12 protein-coding genes are annotated in these 16,242 nt (G+C 55.4%); 10 read left to right on the forward strand and 2 right to left on the reverse strand.

Annotated elements, in window-relative coordinates; genetic code table 11:
* Positions 1–24 precede the first annotated feature (24 nt).
* Together EX31_RS01375 and EX31_RS01380 are read left to right on the forward strand one after the other, a co-directional pair.
* A complete protein-coding gene (locus tag EX31_RS01375; protein ID WP_037032962.1) occupies positions 25–1,092 on the forward strand; it encodes a sugar ABC transporter substrate-binding protein in 1,068 nt (355 codons plus the stop codon).
* Between the two features lie 9 nt (positions 1,093–1,101).
* Positions 1,102–2,349 carry an LVIVD repeat-containing protein gene (locus EX31_RS01380; protein ID WP_037032963.1) on the forward strand — a complete coding sequence of 416 codons (1,248 nt, stop codon included), beginning with the start codon at positions 1,102–1,104 and terminating at the stop codon, positions 2,347–2,349.
* A 20-nt stretch (positions 2,350–2,369) separates the two neighbouring features.
* Here EX31_RS01380 and EX31_RS01385 read toward each other — a convergent pair whose 3' ends face one another.
* The gene (locus EX31_RS01385; RefSeq protein ID WP_037032964.1) at positions 2,370–3,293 is read right to left on the reverse strand and encodes a DMT family transporter; all 924 of its coding nucleotides are present in this window, start codon (positions 3,291–3,293) and stop codon (positions 2,370–2,372) included.
* Positions 3,294–3,433: 140 nt separating this feature from the next.
* On the opposite strand from EX31_RS01385, the gene EX31_RS01390 reads away from it, so the two are divergent.
* The 8 genes from EX31_RS01390 to fbaB all read left to right on the forward strand — a co-directional run bounded on the left by EX31_RS01390 (position 3,434) and on the right by fbaB (position 15,473).
* Complete coding sequence (locus tag EX31_RS01390) at positions 3,434–4,156, forward strand: 2-phosphosulfolactate phosphatase (protein ID WP_037032965.1); 723 nt, start codon at positions 3,434–3,436, stop codon at positions 4,154–4,156.
* 129 nt (positions 4,157–4,285) lie between these two features.
* The gene (locus EX31_RS01395) at positions 4,286–5,731 is read left to right on the forward strand and encodes a DHA2 family efflux MFS transporter permease subunit (protein ID WP_013577738.1); all 1,446 of its coding nucleotides are present in this window, start codon (positions 4,286–4,288) and stop codon (positions 5,729–5,731) included.
* A gap of 50 nt (positions 5,732–5,781) precedes the next feature.
* Positions 5,782–6,672 (forward strand): dihydrodipicolinate synthase family protein, encoded by an 891-nt coding sequence (locus EX31_RS01400; protein ID WP_037032966.1) that lies wholly within the window; start codon positions 5,782–5,784, stop codon positions 6,670–6,672.
* A gap of 243 nt (positions 6,673–6,915) precedes the next feature.
* Positions 6,916–7,323 carry a hypothetical protein gene (locus EX31_RS01405; RefSeq protein ID WP_037032967.1) on the forward strand — a complete coding sequence of 136 codons (408 nt, stop codon included), beginning with the start codon at positions 6,916–6,918 and terminating at the stop codon, positions 7,321–7,323.
* A 209-nt stretch (positions 7,324–7,532) separates the two neighbouring features.
* Positions 7,533–8,882: an SrfA family protein gene (locus EX31_RS01410; RefSeq protein ID WP_037032968.1), complete on the forward strand. Its 1,350-nt coding sequence runs from the start codon at positions 7,533–7,535 to the stop codon at positions 8,880–8,882.
* A 4-nt stretch (positions 8,883–8,886) separates the two neighbouring features.
* The gene (locus tag EX31_RS01415; protein WP_037032969.1) at positions 8,887–11,859 is read left to right on the forward strand and encodes a virulence factor SrfB; all 2,973 of its coding nucleotides are present in this window, start codon (positions 8,887–8,889) and stop codon (positions 11,857–11,859) included.
* On the forward strand, positions 11,856–14,231 hold the full coding sequence (locus tag EX31_RS01420; protein ID WP_037032970.1) for a virulence factor SrfC family protein: 2,376 nt from the start codon (positions 11,856–11,858) through the stop codon (positions 14,229–14,231). Before EX31_RS01415 ends, EX31_RS01420 begins: the two co-directional genes overlap by 4 nt.
* Before the next feature lie 192 nt (positions 14,232–14,423).
* The gene (gene fbaB / locus EX31_RS01425; RefSeq protein ID WP_013577744.1) at positions 14,424–15,473 is read left to right on the forward strand and encodes a class I fructose-bisphosphate aldolase; all 1,050 of its coding nucleotides are present in this window, start codon (positions 14,424–14,426) and stop codon (positions 15,471–15,473) included.
* Positions 15,474–15,537: 64 nt separating this feature from the next.
* On the opposite strand, the gene EX31_RS01430 is transcribed toward fbaB, so the two are convergent.
* Complete coding sequence (locus tag EX31_RS01430) at positions 15,538–16,218, reverse strand: type 1 glutamine amidotransferase domain-containing protein (protein WP_037032971.1); 681 nt, start codon at positions 16,216–16,218, stop codon at positions 15,538–15,540.
* Positions 16,219–16,242 lie beyond the last annotated feature (24 nt).

Below are 16,242 nucleotides of genomic sequence, written 5' to 3' on the forward strand. Positions count from 1 at the left end.
GATTAACCACACAGGGTAATAAACATGAAACTGTTCTCCGCGTCGTTACTGGCGTTAAGTTTGCTCTCCGTTTTTCCATCTTTCGCCGCAGATACTGCACCGGTGCCGAAAGCCATTGCCGATCATAAAGGGCCGGTGCGTATTGCGGTAATCCGCAATCTGGGCTCTGACGATAACACCACGCAGTTTGTGTCCGGCGCTATTCAGGAAGGCCGCAAACTGGGCTTTCAGGTGAATACATTCCTCAGTAACGGTGATGACGCGAAATTCCAGGATTTCGTCAATCAGGCCATCAGCCAGAAATACGACGGTATTATTTTGTCGCAGGGGCGTGACCCGTATTCCACCGATTTGCTGAAACGTATTACCGCCAGCGGCATTGCGGTCTCCGTGTTTGATACCGCCGTGAACGGCGATATTCCCGGCGTGACGGTCACGCAACAGGATGACGCCTCGCTCACCGATCTTTCCGTCGGGCAACTGGTGAAAGATTTCAACGGTAAAGCCAATATCGTCAAACTGTGGGTGGCCGGTTTCCCGCCGATGGAACGTCGTCAGGATGCCTATAAAAAAGTATTAGCCGACAATCCGGGTATTCATGAGCTGGAATCGGTCGGCGCGGTGTCGTCGGATGTTCAGGGCGATACCGCCAATAAAATCGGCGCGCTGCTGGCGAAATACCCGAAAGGAAAAATCGACGCGATCTGGGGCACCTGGGATGCCTTCAGTCAGGGGGCGTATAAAGCCTTGCAGGAGAATGGTCGCACTGAAATCAAACTCTACAGCATCGATATTTCCAATCAGGATATCGGTCTGATGCGTGCGGCCAACAGCCCGTGGAAACTCAGCGTGGCGGTGGATCCGAAACTGATCGGCGCGATCAACCTGCGTCTGGTCGCTAACAAAATTGCCGGTGAAAAAACGCCAGAGACTTATGAATTCAAAGCCTCGGCTATCCCGCAGGCGTTGCTGACAAGCAACCCTGATGCCGTGAACGTCGCGTCACTGGCGAAAGTGATCCCGGGCTGGGGTAAATCTGATGATTTCATCGCGCCGTGGTTCGCCACCCTTGAAGCGCAGCACAAAAAATAAGGCCGGACTATGACAACGCAATCTCTCCCTACGCCGGAATACAGTCGTAATATGCGACTGATCGGCCACAGCGATCAGGGCGGAAAACCTGACGGCGTACAGGTAATGGTCCATCGTGGCTACGCGTATATCGGCCACATGGTGTCGCAGGGTTTCTCCATTGTGGATGTGCGTGATGCCAAAAATCCGCGCCCTGCCGGTTTTATCCCCGCACCTCCGGGCACCTGGAATGTGCATTTGCAGGCGCATGACGATTTACTGCTGGTGATCAACGCCCGCGATTTGTTCGCGGATGTCCGCTTCGCCGATGAAAAAGTCTATTACACCCGCTCCGTCAGCGAGACGGTTCAGGGTACGCAGCAGCGTGGCTGGAGCGCGGGTGTGCGTATCTTTGATATTTCGGTGCCCGATCAACCAAAAGAAATCAGCTTTCTCGCGCTGGAAGGTATCGGCGTACATCGCATCTGGTATGTCGGCGGGCGCTGGGCGTACGTTTCAGCCCTGATTGATGGCTACAGCGATTATATTTTCCTGACGATTGATCTGGCCGACCCGCGCAATCCGCAGGTCGCCGGACGCTGGTGGCTGCCGGGGATGCATACCGCAGGCGGTGAAACGCCGGACTGGCCGGAAGGTAAACGTTATGCGCTGCACCATGCCATTATCACCGGGGATACGGCATATGCCAGCTGGCGTGACGGCGGCCTGACGTTGCTGGATATCAAAGACCGCAGCGCGCCACAACTGATTTCTCACCGCAACTGGAGTCCGCCATTTGGCGGCGGCACGCATACCGCGCTGCCGTTGCCGGACCGGGATTTGCTGGTCGTGCTCGACGAGGCAGTGCTGGATAATCAGGAAGATGGCGAGAAGCTGATCTGGCTGTTTGACGTGCGCGAGCCGTCGAATCCGGTGAGTATTTCGACCTTTCCGCAGCCGGAGGAACGGGATTACGTCAGCAAAGGGGCGCATTTCGGGCCGCACAATTTGCATGAAAACCGGCCGGGCAGCTTTATCAGTTCAACGCTGATTTTCGCCACCTACCAGAATGCGGGTGTGCGTGCGTACGACATCAGCAATCCGTACCAGCCGAAAGAAACCGGTGCGCTGGTGCCCGCTGCGCCCGTTACCATGATGGATAAACGTCCCGGCAGGCCGCAGGTGATCCAGTCCTGCGACGTGTTTGTCGATGCGCAGGGAATTATCTACAGCACCGACTATAACGGCGGATTATCCATTATCGAATACCTCGGCTAATCCCCTGCCCGCGCCTGAGATTATTTGGTTTCAGGTGCGGGTGTTTTCGGTTTTCCGGCCAGCGATTTTCCGGGACTGAGTACCAGCCAAACCGCCAGACAGATCAGAATGCCTCCGGCAAAGAACCCTTCTGACAGCTTTTCATTAAGCAGCAGATAACCCCACAGAATACCGAACGGCGGGATCAGAAACGTCACGGTCATGCTGCGCAGCGGGCCGATATCGGCTATCAGGCGGAAATACAAAATGTACGCCCATGCCGTACAGATAAACCCGACGGCCAGCACACAGAGCCAGACCAGCGGTTGCGCCCAGGTCACCGGCGCTTCGGTAGCCGAGGTATAAAGGAAAAAGGGCAACAGGAACAGTGTCGCGCCGAGCTGGCTACCGGTCGCCACCAGTTTGGGATCCAACCCGCCGCGTTCGCTGATCCAGCGACGGGTGAGGAAACCGGCCACTGCATAACAGCCGGTCGCCACCAGGCAGGCGATGACGCCCGCCAGTAATTGCGGCACCGATTCCGCGCTGCCGGTGGTGGTGAGCAAGGTAATGCCGAACAGGCCGGTGAGTACACCGAGCGCTTTTTTCAGCGTCACGGTTTCATGAAAGAATAAACCGCCGAGCACGACACCCATCAGCGGCGTGGTGGCGTTGAGAATGGCGGAATAACCGGCGGGTAACCAGCGTGCTGCCAGACAATACATCAGAAAAGGCAAACCGGAGTTGATCACCCCGAGCAGCAGCGAGCGGCCAAATTTATGCTGATAATCACGCGGCGTTCTCAGTACCGCAAGGATCACGACCAGTCCGACAAATCCGAACAGTACGCGAAGAAACGCCGTATTGATGGCACCGAACGCCGGAGCCGCCACGCGCATAAACAGAAAACTGCCACCCCAGATCGCCGCCAGCAGTAGCAATCGGCAATAATCCCCACTTTTCATTCACATCCCCTATTGAACATTGTCTGATGTCTTGTTTTATTGATGCAGGCGAATAACTAAAACGTGTTAATCAGTGTAGTGAATGTTCCGCCCGAAAAACCCTCTTTTTCTTGCTTTGTAATTCTGATGAAGGCGCTGTAATGACTGATTTCTCACAAGCTGATTTTGACGTGCGTCTGGAATGGGGCGCGCAGGCGGTGGAGCATCTGGCGGCAGATGCCGATTGCATCGTGATTATTGATGTCATGTCGTTTTCTACCTGCGTGAGTATCGCCACCGCGCGCGGGGCAACGGTGTTTCCGTATCCGTGGAAGGATGCCAGCGCGCAGCAATATGCCGCTGAGCGGAATGCGCAGTGCGCGCAATTTGACCGGCGTTTTCAGGGGCCGGGGTTCACCCTTTCGCCCTGCTCTCTGCAGGAAATGGTTAGCGGAACGCGGCTGGTATTGCCTTCGCCGAACGGATCGGCGCTGACCTTTCAAGCCAAAACACACAATGCGGCGATTTTCACCGCCTGCTTGCGCAATCTCACTGCCACGGCGCGTGCCTGTGAAAAGTATCCGCGCATTCTGGTGATCCCCGCCGGTGAAAAATGGCCGGACAATAGTCTTCGCCCGGCGCTTGAAGATCTGGTCGCTGCGGGGGGATTGATTTCGCGGCTGCGCAATCGTCAGTTGTCAGCAGAAGCCCGCGCGGCGCAGACGGTTTATCAAAACCTGACGCTTGCAGAACTTGCAGATTGCGGCTCAGCACGCGAACTCATCCGACGCGGTTTTGCTGAGGATGTTGCGCTGTGTCTGCAGGAAGATGTCAGTGATTTCGCTTGTCAGTTGCAGGATGATTTTTTCACGTCGGCCGACTAAGCGTAAAAATCGCTCTTTTTGATCTTCATTTGATCTATAACCCGTATAAAGGTGTGTGATAGGTTTAATACTTATCATCTATCTTTTGCTGCAGCGTGTAGCGAGTGGGTTTTTCCGGGACAGAACACAATGAGCCACAGTAAACCGGATGCGTCAGAACATCCGCAGGGAGACTCCGCAGTTAATACCGGGATCTCCGTTATTGCTTTATTGGTTGCCGCTGCTTTCTTCATGGAGTTTATCGACGGTACGGTGATAGCCACCGCACTGCCGCAAATGGCGATTTCTTTCGGGGTATCTGCTGTTGATCTGAATGCCGGGATGAGCGCCTATATGCTCACGCTGGCGGTATTGATCCCCGCCAGCGGCTGGGCGGCGGAGCGTTTTGGTGCCCGCAACGTGTTCACGTTTGCGCTCGGCGTTTTCACGCTGGCCTCACTGTTTTGTGCAATGGCCTCCAGCGTCAGTGAATTTATCATTCTGCGTATTATTCAGGGGATCGGCGGCGCGTTGATGGTGCCGGTCGGGCGTCTGACGGTGTTGAAAACGACGCCGAAGCCGCAGCTGATTAAAGCTATTGCCACCCTGACCTGGCCTGCGCTGGTCGCGCCGATCCTCGGGCCACCCCTCGGCGGGTTTATCACCCATTACGCCTCGTGGCACTGGATTTTCTATATCAATGTGCCGCTCGGGATTATCGCGATGATGCTGGCGTGGCGTCTGTTTCCGCAGGAACCTTCCGCGGAGCCGAAGCATTTCGACAAACCGGGGTTTGTACTGACCGGTCTGGCGATGCTTTCGCTGGTGACCGGTCTGGAGCTGATCAGTCAGGACCACATTTTATGGACCGCCGCCATACTGTTGCTGGTGACGGGAGTGGTGCTTTCGGTGCTGGCTATCCGGCATCTTTACCGCGACCCCGAACCGATGGTTCATCTCGGGGCGATAGTCATTCCGACGTTTCGTATCAGTATGGGAGGCGGTTCTCTGTTTCGCGTGACTATCAGCGCCGTGCCGTTCCTGCTGCCGCTGATGTTGCAGGTCGGATTTGGCATGGATCCCTTCCATGCCGGCTTGCTGGTGCTGGCGGTATTTGCCGGTAATCTGGCGATGAAACCGGCCACTACGCCGCTGATCCGTCGTTTCGGTTTTCGCCCGGTGCTGGTGGTTAACGGTCTGCTGAGCGTTTTCTCGCTGTTGTTCTGCGCGTTCCTGACGCCGGACACGCCTGACTGGCTGGTGATGGTATTGCTGTTTCTCGGCGGCCTGAGCCGTTCGATGCAGTTCACCGGCATCAGCACGCTGGCGTTTTCCGACGTGCCTGCGAAACAAATGGCCGATGCCAATACCCTGTTCAGCACGGTGTTGCAACTGTCTGTCGGGCTTGGGATTACCGTCGGCGCGCTCGGTACCCGTCTTGGTGAGCAACTGGTTGATGCGCTGGACTGGGCGTCTGTGCCCGGCATGAGTTTCAAAATCTCCTTCGTGGTTATTGCTGTGCTGACGCTGATCGGCTGGCTGGATATGTTGCGCCTGAAACCGGATGCCGGTTCCTCCGTTTCGGGCAAAAAGTGAATCGCTGCTCTATGATGAGTCGTGTTAATTAACCCTTACGGGAGAACCCGATGTTCACAGGATTAAGTGCTTTTCCTCTTACGCCGCTGACTGAAAAAGGCATTGATGAGAAATCTTTTGTCAGGCTGATGGAACGGCTGGTCAGTGCGGGTGTGGACTCCATTGGCGCGCTCGGCTCGACGGGCAGTTATGCCTATCTGAAGCACAGTGAACGCGACCGCGTTGCGCGGCTGGCCGTAGAACACGCCAACGGCATTCCGGTGATGGTCAGTATCGGCTCGGTGCGGACTTCCGATGTATTGCATCTGGCAGAAGATGCCCAGCGGGCAGGCGTCAGCGCCGTGTTGCTGGCACCGGTGTCGTATCAGAAACTGACGCAAGATGAAGTGTTTACGCTGTATGAAACCGTCAGCCGACATCTTTCCGTGCCGTTGTGTGTTTACGACAATCCGGCCACCACGCATTTCGATTTCACCGATGAGCTTTACGGACGTATCGCGCAATTGCCGCATGTTGCCAGTATCAAAATTCCCGGACTTTCAGCGGATCCGCTCGTCACGCGTAAACGGCTTGACCAACTCCGTCGACTTGTCCCTTCTCATGTGACACTTGGCGCGGCGGGCGATCTGGCGGCGGCGACCGTGCTCACCGAAGGCGGCGATGTGTGGTATTCGGTGATTGCCGGATTGTTCCCGGAAATTCCGCTGGCGATCACCCGTGCGGCGCAAAAAGGCGATGCGCAGACTGCGCAGGCGCTGTCTGCTCAGCTGGAGCCGCTCTGGGCGCTGTTCCGCCAGCACGGCAGCCTGCGCGTTGTGGCCGCCGCAGCGGAAATTCTTGGCCTGGTATCGGCCCCTTGTCTGCCGTTACCGCTTCAGTCGTTGTCGGCCGATGCCCGTCAGCATCTTACTTCCGTGCTTGATACCTTATTTCAGCACTGAAAAACTGCCTGAAACAGGGTGGATTATTAATTAAGTTCCTTTCTAAATCTAATGACATTCACAGCGTGAATGTCATTATCTTACAGCGTGTTACCCTGCCGTTTTATCCTTGCGTCATATCACTTTTTTCTGATTTTAAGGGGTCGGAATAAATCGCTTTCTATTATTATGCGTCGCGGCTGAAAGGCTATTTTCCGCCGCGCGGAGAGGTTTGTTTTTAACTGAAAGTCAAAAGGAATGATAATGCCATACGGTGATAATGGTCAGGGACTCTTTCGCAGAGGGCAGCTTGAGCAACAAATAATCAGAACCACCAAGTTCTCGATTTACGCGCAGGCGGTGTATTGCGTTAACAGAATGCTGCGCGAGGCCAATGTCGGTATTTCGGAGCAGGCGTACCAAAGCATCTCACGCAATATTACTGCGGTGACAAACGGACGCCTTTACGAAACATCGGCTTCACTTTCAGAAGCGCGGGTATTTGCACGTGATACTGCGGGGGCGATAAAAGCCGGTGATTTTAAATCGGCGGCGATCACAGCCAGTGGCGCTGCGATCAACGCCATTGGCGGGCCGCTGTTTTTTGGTCATTATGACCGTAACAAACTGATGGCGATAGAACGCCATCTGTACGAAAACTTCCACCTGTAATTTTCTGACGACCACATGGGGGCTGACAGTGCGTTTTGCCCCCGCACGGGTTTCCCCTCTTTTGCCTCGCGCTCCACGCCACAAACAGCCACCCTTTTTATCGCTTATTCACCCGTTTGATTTCGCTTAAATCGCCTAAAGTGGCAGCATCATGAACCTTTTCTGCCTGCGCGCTGGCGCGGAGCAAAACACATAAAGGCTATTCAGGCGTGGCAAAATCATTTTTACGCAGTGGCAGTCTCAATGACATCCTTGCGCTGGGCGAAAACGGGCTACCGGTTTACGCATCAGCCCTGCAATTACGCGAAACCTTACGTCTGCGTAAACAACCGGTGATTGCCGACTGTCTGGCGATCCCGCAGCTTAATGAGGCCGGTGACCGCCTCGACTGGTATTCCCCCCGAGAAGGCAAAGTCGTTTCCTGGGCCGCTGCCACAGATGCCGCGCGCGCATCGGCGTTGCGCCAGCTCGAGAACTGTCTCGACACCGTGTCGCAAATCAGCAAAGCGGCAAAATCTTCTGAGAAACCCGCCACTCAGTTTTTTGGCTCGTTACTGGAAAAAGCCTTCCGTTTTCCGGATCAAAACCATGTGTATCTGGTCGGAGGGCAGCCTGTACTGACCTTCTGGGGCTTCCTGAGCCTCGACAGCGTCAGTAATCCTGATCCTTTCGCAGCGCTGCGCAATACGCTGACCGCCGATGAACCCCTGCCAGCGTTGTCGCTGGTAGCAGAAAAAATCAAAGCGCCGGAGCCGGTCATTGAAAAGCCGGAACCTGTGCGGGTAATTAAAACCATTGAAGCCCGCGCGGCTGAACAGGAAGTTACGGCTCCGGAACCGGTTGCGACCCCGCGCCGTAAAAAATCTCCGCTGATCTGGGCACTGCCGGTCGCGGCGCTGGTCGTCGCCGGTTCTGCCGCAGGCTGGTTATATTCCCGTACGCCTGCGCCAAAAGTTGAAACCGCGAAGACCGAAGCGCCGAAACCTGCTGCGACAACGGAACCGGCGGTGATTGCCCCGCCACTGGTGGCTGAAGAAGTGAAATCCCCCGAAGTGAAAACGCCGGAACCGACACCGTTACCGGTCGCACCGGCCGCTGTGGTGGTGCCTTCTCCGGAGCCCGTCGCGGAAGTGGAAAAAACACCGGTCGCTGCTGTACCGGCTGTGCCTGTCAGCAAAAATGCCTTAGTGATGCCACCTGATGCGGTAAAAATCGGCTCGACCAAATTTCTCAACGGTAACTGGAATGTGGTGGTGGATATCAAAGATCCGGTTACCGGTAAACCGCCGGTGCTGCGTTATCAGTTTAAACAGGGTCAGGGTACGGTAAAAATTACCTACGGCGCGGGCGTGACCTGTCGCACGGTGGCAAATGCCGGTCTGATGCAATCAGGAAATCTGGTGATTAACAGCCGTTACCGGGCGAAATGCAGCGACGGCTCCCGTTATCAGATGCCGGAAATCAGTTGTACTCAGGGCGCGACTGGCGCTGCCGTGTGTCAGGGTCGTTATACCGGCGACACGGTTTACCCAATGACCATTAAGCGTGAAGGTAAATAACAGCATGCTGGCAACCCTTACAGATTTTAAACAAAAGATTACCCTGATCCGCGACAGCGGCATCCAGTTCCTCGACTTCGCGCTGAAGCCGGTGTGGGATGACGGACTGCCTGCCAAATTTGTGCGCAAGAGCGCCAACGGCCCGTTATTGCGCCTCGACTATAACCCGCAAAATGGTCGTCACTTTTTACCGGGAGTGGATGGCGGTGCGCCTGAAGTGGTGCGTCCTGAATTCAGTTTCCCGCTGGAACAGTCGCTGAAACTGCTCGATCAGATCTGGCTGCCGTTGCCGTTCCTGCGCTTTAATCCGCCGCGCACCTTTATGGCCGGTCCCGACAACTGGGCGCGGGTGCAAATCCGTGAACTGGATACCCCGGAAGCGGATGGCAGCACGCACCGCGTCGTGATTGCCTTTGATACCCGCGTAGTGGAAGGCGATGACGAACAAACCCAGCTCGCACCGACACCGGATGACGTCAAAAACGGCATCAGCTTTGCGCTGGCATGGCATAACGAAGAACTGCCCGATTTCCTCGATCAGACCTGGGTGGACGGCTGGTTACGTGAAGTATTCACCGAGCAGTCCGCTATCCGCGAGGAACGTGAAGCGCGCAATATTAAAGTCGCCCTGCGTGAATTCGAATATCAGGCACATTATCTGAATCTGCTGGAAATGCTCGGCAGCCAGCTCGGTATCCCTGAACTGAAAATTAATGGCGCGACGTTGCAGGAACCGGCGATTAACGTCGATCTGATTCTGGATGTGGGTAACTCGCACACCTGCGGCATTCTGGTGGAAGACCATGCAGGCGAAACCGATGGCCTGAAGCAAACCTGCGAACTGCAACTGCGCGACCTCTCTCAGCCGCATTTTCTCTATAACGAACTGTTCGAGAGCCGGGTGGAGTTCGCCCTGGCTCGCTTTGGTAAACCGAATTTCTCTGTCGAAAGCGGCCGTGATGACGCCTTTATCTGGCCGTCAATTTTACGCGCCGGTCGGGAAGCCAGTCGTCTGGCTCTGTTGCGCGAAGGAACGGAAGGATCGACCGGGATTTCCAGCCCGCGCCGTTATTTGTGGGATGAAGACAGTTATACGCCGGGCTGGCGTTTCAGCCAGGGCGGTCACGGTGCCATTACCGAACCGGTCGCTGCAGCCATGCCGCTGACGTTTCTGATCAATGATGACGGTCAGCCGCTGTCTGATCTGCCTGCGGAAGATCGCCTGCCGGTGTTCTCCGCCCATTACAGCCGCAGCTCGGTGATGACGCTGATGCTGTCGGAATTGCTGGCGCAGGCGCTGATGCAAATCAACAGCCCGGCGCAGCGCACCCGTATGCTGCGATCTTCCGCACCGCGCCAGTTACGCAATATTATTCTGACCCTGCCCTCGGCGATGCCGAAACCGGAGCGTGAAATTTTCCGCCGCCGTATGCAGGAAGCCATCGGGCTGGTGTGGAAATCCATGGGCTGGCATCCCTCTGACGACGCGTTTAAAAACCAGAACGACAAAGCCAAAAGCAGCGTGCCGGTGCCGGATGTGCAGATGGAATGGGACGAAGCAACCTGCGGCCAAATGGTGTATCTCTACAACGAAACGCAGGTGAATTTTGGCGGTCATACCGGCGAGTTTTTTGCCAGCATGGCGCGTCCTGATCGCGAACTGGCCGACGATGAACCGGTGGGCAAAACCCTCCGTATCGCCTCGATTGACATCGGCGGCGGGACGACCGATCTGGCCATCACGCAATACTGGCTCGATGACGGAATGGGGAATAATGTCAAAATCACCCCGCGTTTGCTGTTCCGCGAAGGCTTTAAAGTGGCGGGCGACGATATTCTGCTGGATGTCATTCAGCTCTATATTTTACCTGCGTTACATGCGGCGCTGAAGAAAGCCGGACTGGCTAACCCGGACAGCCTGATGACGCGCCTGTTTGGTAGCGAGGGTCGCATGGACGGGCATGCCACCTTGCGTCAGCAAAGTACGCTGCAAATTTTTATCCCGCTGGCGCGGTCAGTGCTGGAAGTTTACGAACGCTTTGATCCGCTGGATACCCACGCAGAAATCGATGCGCCATTCGGTGAATTGCTGGAACAGACACCGACGCTGAAAGTGCTGGATTATCTGCATACCGAAATCCAGCGCGTTCTGCCTGCCGGTTCGGCGGTATTTGATCTTCTTCAGGTACCGCTGGTACTGAAACTCAGCAAGCTGCACAGTGAGTTTTTATCCAACCGCATGAGCATTACGCAGAACCTGCGTTCGCTGTGTGAAGTGGTGTCGTTGCATGACTGCGATGTGTTGCTGCTGACCGGTCGCCCTTCGCGTTTCCCCGGCATTCAGGCGTTGTTCCGCCATCTGCAACCGCTGCCGATCAACCGTATGCTGTCACTCGATGGTTATCACACCAGCGGCTGGTATCCGTTTAACAAACTCGGGCGCATCGACAACCCGAAATCCACAGCAGCCGTCGGCGCAATGCTGTGTCTGCTGGCGCTGGATTTACGTCTGCCGGGCTTCTATTTCAAAGCCGGTGATTTCCAGCCGTATTCGACCGTGCGCTATCTCGGTATGCTCGACGGCAATCAGGTGCTGACTGAAGATAACGTTTGTTACGGTGATATCGATCTTGATGCCCATGATTACAAACTCGATAGTGCGGCCAGTTTCCGCATTCGCGGTGCCATTTGTCTGGGTTTCCGCCAGCTGGAAAATGACCGCTGGCCAGCCTCGCCGCTGTATACCCTGTCCATCGCGGAACCTGAACTGGCGCGTAAAGTGGCGGGTGACAGCGTGCTGCGGGTGAAGCTGGCGGTGAAAAAAGGGGAAGATCATCCGACGCCGGAATTTTTTGATATTGCCAGCGCGGTGCTGGATAACGGCACCAAAGTGCCTCCTCATCACCTGCGCCTGCGGCTAAATACACTGGGTGAGAGCCATTACTGGATCGACAGTGGGAGCGTATTCGTCTCATGACAACAAGCACGACAGAAACAAATGCCGGTCTGACCACCAATGTTTTGCAGCGTCAGTTTGCGGCGGTATCTGACACCATCGGCGAGGCGCTGGGCTGGGTCGACGCCACACGCGCTGAAGCTCCGCGTCTTGATCTGGAAGCCGACCGGCTGAATTTGCAGTTAACACGCTGTCGCGAGAAAGCACAGCGCCTGGCACAGGCCTGTGAACTGCCGCCAGCACTGGGTTTTTACGGGCATTCTCAGGCCGGGAAATCGTACCTGATTTGTTCGCTGGCGGCCGGTAATTACGGGCGGCTGGAGACTCGCCTCGGGGGTGTCACGCTCGATTATCTGACCCAGATTAACCCCGGTAATCGTGTGGCGCGTTTTGCCACCCGTTTTACCCGTCAGGCAGACGTCAGGGATCGCGCATTTCCGGTTCGTGTGCTGCTGCTCAATGAAGCCGATCTTGCCCGCATCGTTATCCGCGCTTTCCAGCCGGACAGTCATTACCCCGTGGCGGACACACAGCAAATCACCGAGCACCTCAGTAAACTGATGATGCACCGTCAGCCGGAGCCGGTAGACGGCTTTACCAGTGAACAGATTATGGGATTATGGGATTCCATGATTCGCCTCGATCCCCGCCGTTTCCGCCATCTGAATGCACATTACTGGCCAGTGGCGGTGAAGCTCGCGCCTTATCTGAACATCGACGATCGCGCACGTCTGTTCTCTCTGTTATGGGGCAACGACCCTGCGCTGACTGCGGCGTATCGCCACTATGCCCACACGCTGCAACACCTCAGCGGTGCAGAAAGCCTGCTGGCACCGTTGAGCATTCTGGTTGATGACGCCATGCAACCGGCAGACGGTATTTTCAGTCAGTCGCCCGGCTGGGATATTCAGATCCCGGTTTGCCCGCAATGGGGAGATGAAAGCGGGCCATCTGTGACGTTGTCACTGGCTGAGCTGACCATGCTTGCCTCTGAAGTGCAAATACCCCTGCTTTCCCCACCACGCGAAGTCCTGTTCGAACAGATCGATTTACTGGATCTGCCGGGTTATGGCGCGCTGACTGATGAAAGCGGTGAGGATGAACATTCCGATCTGTTCCGCGCAAAAATTTCTTATCTGCCGGAGCGTTATACCGACCGGCATGAAATGAACATGCTGATGGTTTGCACGGCGGCTGACGTGCGTGATGACGTGGTTGCCGTGGGCCGCACGCTGGAATACTGGGTCAAAGAAATGCACGGCGAAAACACGCAGGTGCGTGACCGCCGCAAACCGGGACTGGTGTGGGTATTCACGCCGTTCGATCGCCGCGTGAGCGGATCGGCACATTTCGACGAGGCCGTTCAGCGTCATGTGGGCAATCCGGGTGATGCCTGGGGCGCGCTGCTGGCGATGGATGATCGCGGTCTGCAACGTATGGCAGATTATCTGGCGGCTGAAATTCGTCCGGAAATCAGGCTGAACCGTCTGAGCGAAATACGTGACGAGCTGCGCCGTGAACTGGCGGATAACCTGCTCGGACGCTGGTATCAGGCGGGCGACAAAGCCGATCCGGCACAAAAACAACGCACAGTTCAGACCGTCATTAAAGCGCTGCAAACCCGCACGGGTGTTCATGGCGAGCTGCTGGAAAAACTGCTGCCCGGCCGCGACGAACTGCACCGTATTTATCACGAACATGCCGGTAAGCAGGCCGAAACGGGCGAGCAGGATGAATCTGGCGTGGAAAGTTTTGGTATTGGTATTGATATCGATTTATTCGCTGAACAGCAGGACGTGCAGGTCTGGCAGGAAAAACCGGACGACGGCACGGCGTTTGCGCGCCAGGTACAGCGTTACTGGATTAACCATCTGCGCAGCCTGCCGGAAAACGAACCGCTGATCGCCCTGCTTGGCGTGGCTAAGCCAACAGTCGAGTTGCTGATGGAAGAGTTGATCACCGCCAGTTTCCGTCTGAACATGGGCGATGCGCTGGTACGTTCACTCAGTGGTACGTTATCTGCGGGGACGCGTGAACATGAGCATCATGCGGATCGTCAGGTTTCACGTGCCCTGACGGTGCTCGGTGATTTTGTTGCCTGGCTGGGCTTTGAGAAGCAAGCGGAAGCCGGACGCCCGGAAAGCCGTATCAATAAGGGCAATAAGATTTTCGCCAAGCCGAAGAAAAGCGTTGCAAGCTGGAAGTCATCCCGCCGCCTGACAAAACTTTCGGCCACGCCGACCAATTCCACGGCGTTTTACATTTACGACTGGCTGGTCGGTTTGCAGGAAAGCATCATGCGCAACGCCGGTTACGCGGCGGGCGGGGAAATCCCTGCGCAGCGGCGGGAAAGTCTGGAGCGATTGCTCAGTACACTGAAAGCCAACAACTAATATCAAAAACCGGAACCGCACAATGCCGTTCCGTTTTTTTTTACAGTGAGTGTCTGCGCGTTGCTGACGTCAAACAGAGACATAACCGCAGCATGAGTCACACAAACCCGGCGTAATCCGTCTATACCTAGTGGGGTAAGAAAATATCATTCACCGCTTTGTACCCCGCACAGAGCAGAAACGGAGTCCATTATGACTGATATCACTAAGTTGTTAGGCAAAGAAGCCGATTCACTTCTTCAGCATCAATGTTCCACCATCACCTCAGACCAGCTATACCTGCCGGGCGCCGATTTTGTTGACCGTGTGATGATCGACAATAACCGTTCGCCGCGCGTACTGGCTGCGATGCAAAACTTGTATAACACCGGACGGTTAGCCGGTACCGGTTATCTGTCGATTCTGCCGGTCGATCAGGGTGTTGAACACTCTGCGGGTGCCTCGTTTGCCGCGAACCCGTTGTATTTCGATCCTAAAAATATTGTTGAACTGGCGATCGAGGCCGGCTGTAACTGCGTAGCGTCAACTTACGGCGTGCTGGCTTCCGTTTCACGCCGCTACGCCCATAAAATTCCGTTCCTGGTCAAACTCAATCACAACGAAACCCTGAGTTATCCGACACAATATGACCAGACGCTGTATGCCAGTGTGGAACAGGCGTTTAATCTCGGTGCGCAGGCTGTGGGCGCGACCATTTATTTTGGCTCAGAAGAGTCACGTCGCCAGATAGAAGAAATTTCAGCCGCTTTCGAGCGGGCGCATGAACTGGGCATGGTGACCGTGTTGTGGGCATATTTGCGTAATCCGGCGTTTGTGAAAGACGGCAAAGATTACCATTCCAGCGCCGACTTAACCGGCCAGGCAAACCATCTTGCAGCGACCATCGGCGCAGACATTGTGAAACAGAAAATGGCAGAAAATAATGGTGGCTACAAAGCGGTTAAATTCGGTTATACCGATGAACGCGTCTATTCCAAACTGACGACCGATCACCCGATTGATCTGGTGCGTTATCAGCTGGCGAACTGTTACATGGGGCGGGCCGGATTGATTAATTCCGGCGGTGCCGCAGGTGAAAATGATATTCAGGAATCCGTGCGTACAGCGGTCATCAATAAACGCGCTGGCGGGATGGGACTGATTCTGGGGCGTAAAGCCTTCAAGAAATCAATGAAAGAAGGCGTGGGCTTGATTAATGCCGTTCAGGATGTGTATCTGGATACGAAAGTGACGATTGCCTGATCCTGATTTTGCACAATAAAAATGGCCGGAAGATTGCCCTTCCGGCCATTTTTACTTGTTTCGATTATTTGCTCAGTTGCTGAACTAACAATTCTGCCGCTTCTGCGGAAGAACCCGGATTCTGCCCGGTGATCAGCAGACCATCCTGCACTACGTAAGAACCCCAGTCAGCGCCTTTCGAATACACACCACCCAGTGCTTTCAGTTCATCTTCCACCAGGAAAGGCACTACGTCGGTCAGCTCAACCGCCGCTTCTTCGCTGTTGGTGAAACCGGTGACTTTTTTGCCCTGTACCAGCGGATTGCCCTGTGCATCTTTCACATGACGCAGCACGCCAGGCGCATGACACACCAGCGCAACGTGTTTACCCGCTGCATGGAATGACTGGATCAGCTCAATGGAGGTTGTATCTTCCGCCAGATCCCACAACGGGCCATGACCGCCCGGATAAAAGACTGCATCAAAATCAGCCTGAGAAATGCTGTCCAGACGCACGGTGGAGGCCAGTTGTGCCCTCGCCTGTTCATCGGCTTCAAAGCGGTGGGTTTGCTGCGTCTGGAAATCCGGTTCGTTACTTTTCGGATCCAGCGGTGGCTGGCCGCCAGCCGGAGATGCCAGCACAATTTCTGCGCCTGCATCTTTAAAAGCGTAATACGGTGCTGCCAGCTCTTCCAGCCAGAAACCCGTTTTACGGCCCGTGTTGCCCAGTTTGTCGTGCGAAGTCAGAACCATCAGAATTTTCATGTTGTTTATCCAGGTTGTTGATGC

This window comes from Rahnella sp. WP5 (genome assembly GCF_000745615.1).
GTDB lineage: Bacteria > Pseudomonadota > Gammaproteobacteria > Enterobacterales > Enterobacteriaceae > Rahnella > Rahnella aceris.

Coding starts and splice junctions, on each gene's coding strand:
- EX31_RS01375 (WP_037032962.1), top strand. CDS start 25: ATGAAACTGTTCTCCGCGTCGTTACTGGCGTTAAGTTTGCTCTCCGTT.
- EX31_RS01380 (WP_037032963.1), top strand. CDS start 1,102: ATGACAACGCAATCTCTCCCTACGCCGGAATACAGTCGTAATATGCGA.
- EX31_RS01385 (WP_037032964.1), bottom strand. CDS start 3,293: ATGAAAAGTGGGGATTATTGCCGATTGCTACTGCTGGCGGCGATCTGG.
- EX31_RS01390 (WP_037032965.1), top strand. CDS start 3,434: ATGACTGATTTCTCACAAGCTGATTTTGACGTGCGTCTGGAATGGGGC.
- EX31_RS01395 (WP_013577738.1), top strand. CDS start 4,286: ATGAGCCACAGTAAACCGGATGCGTCAGAACATCCGCAGGGAGACTCC.
- EX31_RS01400 (WP_037032966.1), top strand. CDS start 5,782: ATGTTCACAGGATTAAGTGCTTTTCCTCTTACGCCGCTGACTGAAAAA.
- EX31_RS01405 (WP_037032967.1), top strand. CDS start 6,916: ATGCCATACGGTGATAATGGTCAGGGACTCTTTCGCAGAGGGCAGCTT.
- EX31_RS01415 (WP_037032969.1), top strand. CDS start 8,887: ATGCTGGCAACCCTTACAGATTTTAAACAAAAGATTACCCTGATCCGC.
- EX31_RS01420 (WP_037032970.1), top strand. CDS start 11,856: ATGACAACAAGCACGACAGAAACAAATGCCGGTCTGACCACCAATGTT.
- fbaB (WP_013577744.1), top strand. CDS start 14,424: ATGACTGATATCACTAAGTTGTTAGGCAAAGAAGCCGATTCACTTCTT.
- EX31_RS01430 (WP_037032971.1), bottom strand. CDS start 16,218: ATGAAAATTCTGATGGTTCTGACTTCGCACGACAAACTGGGCAACACG.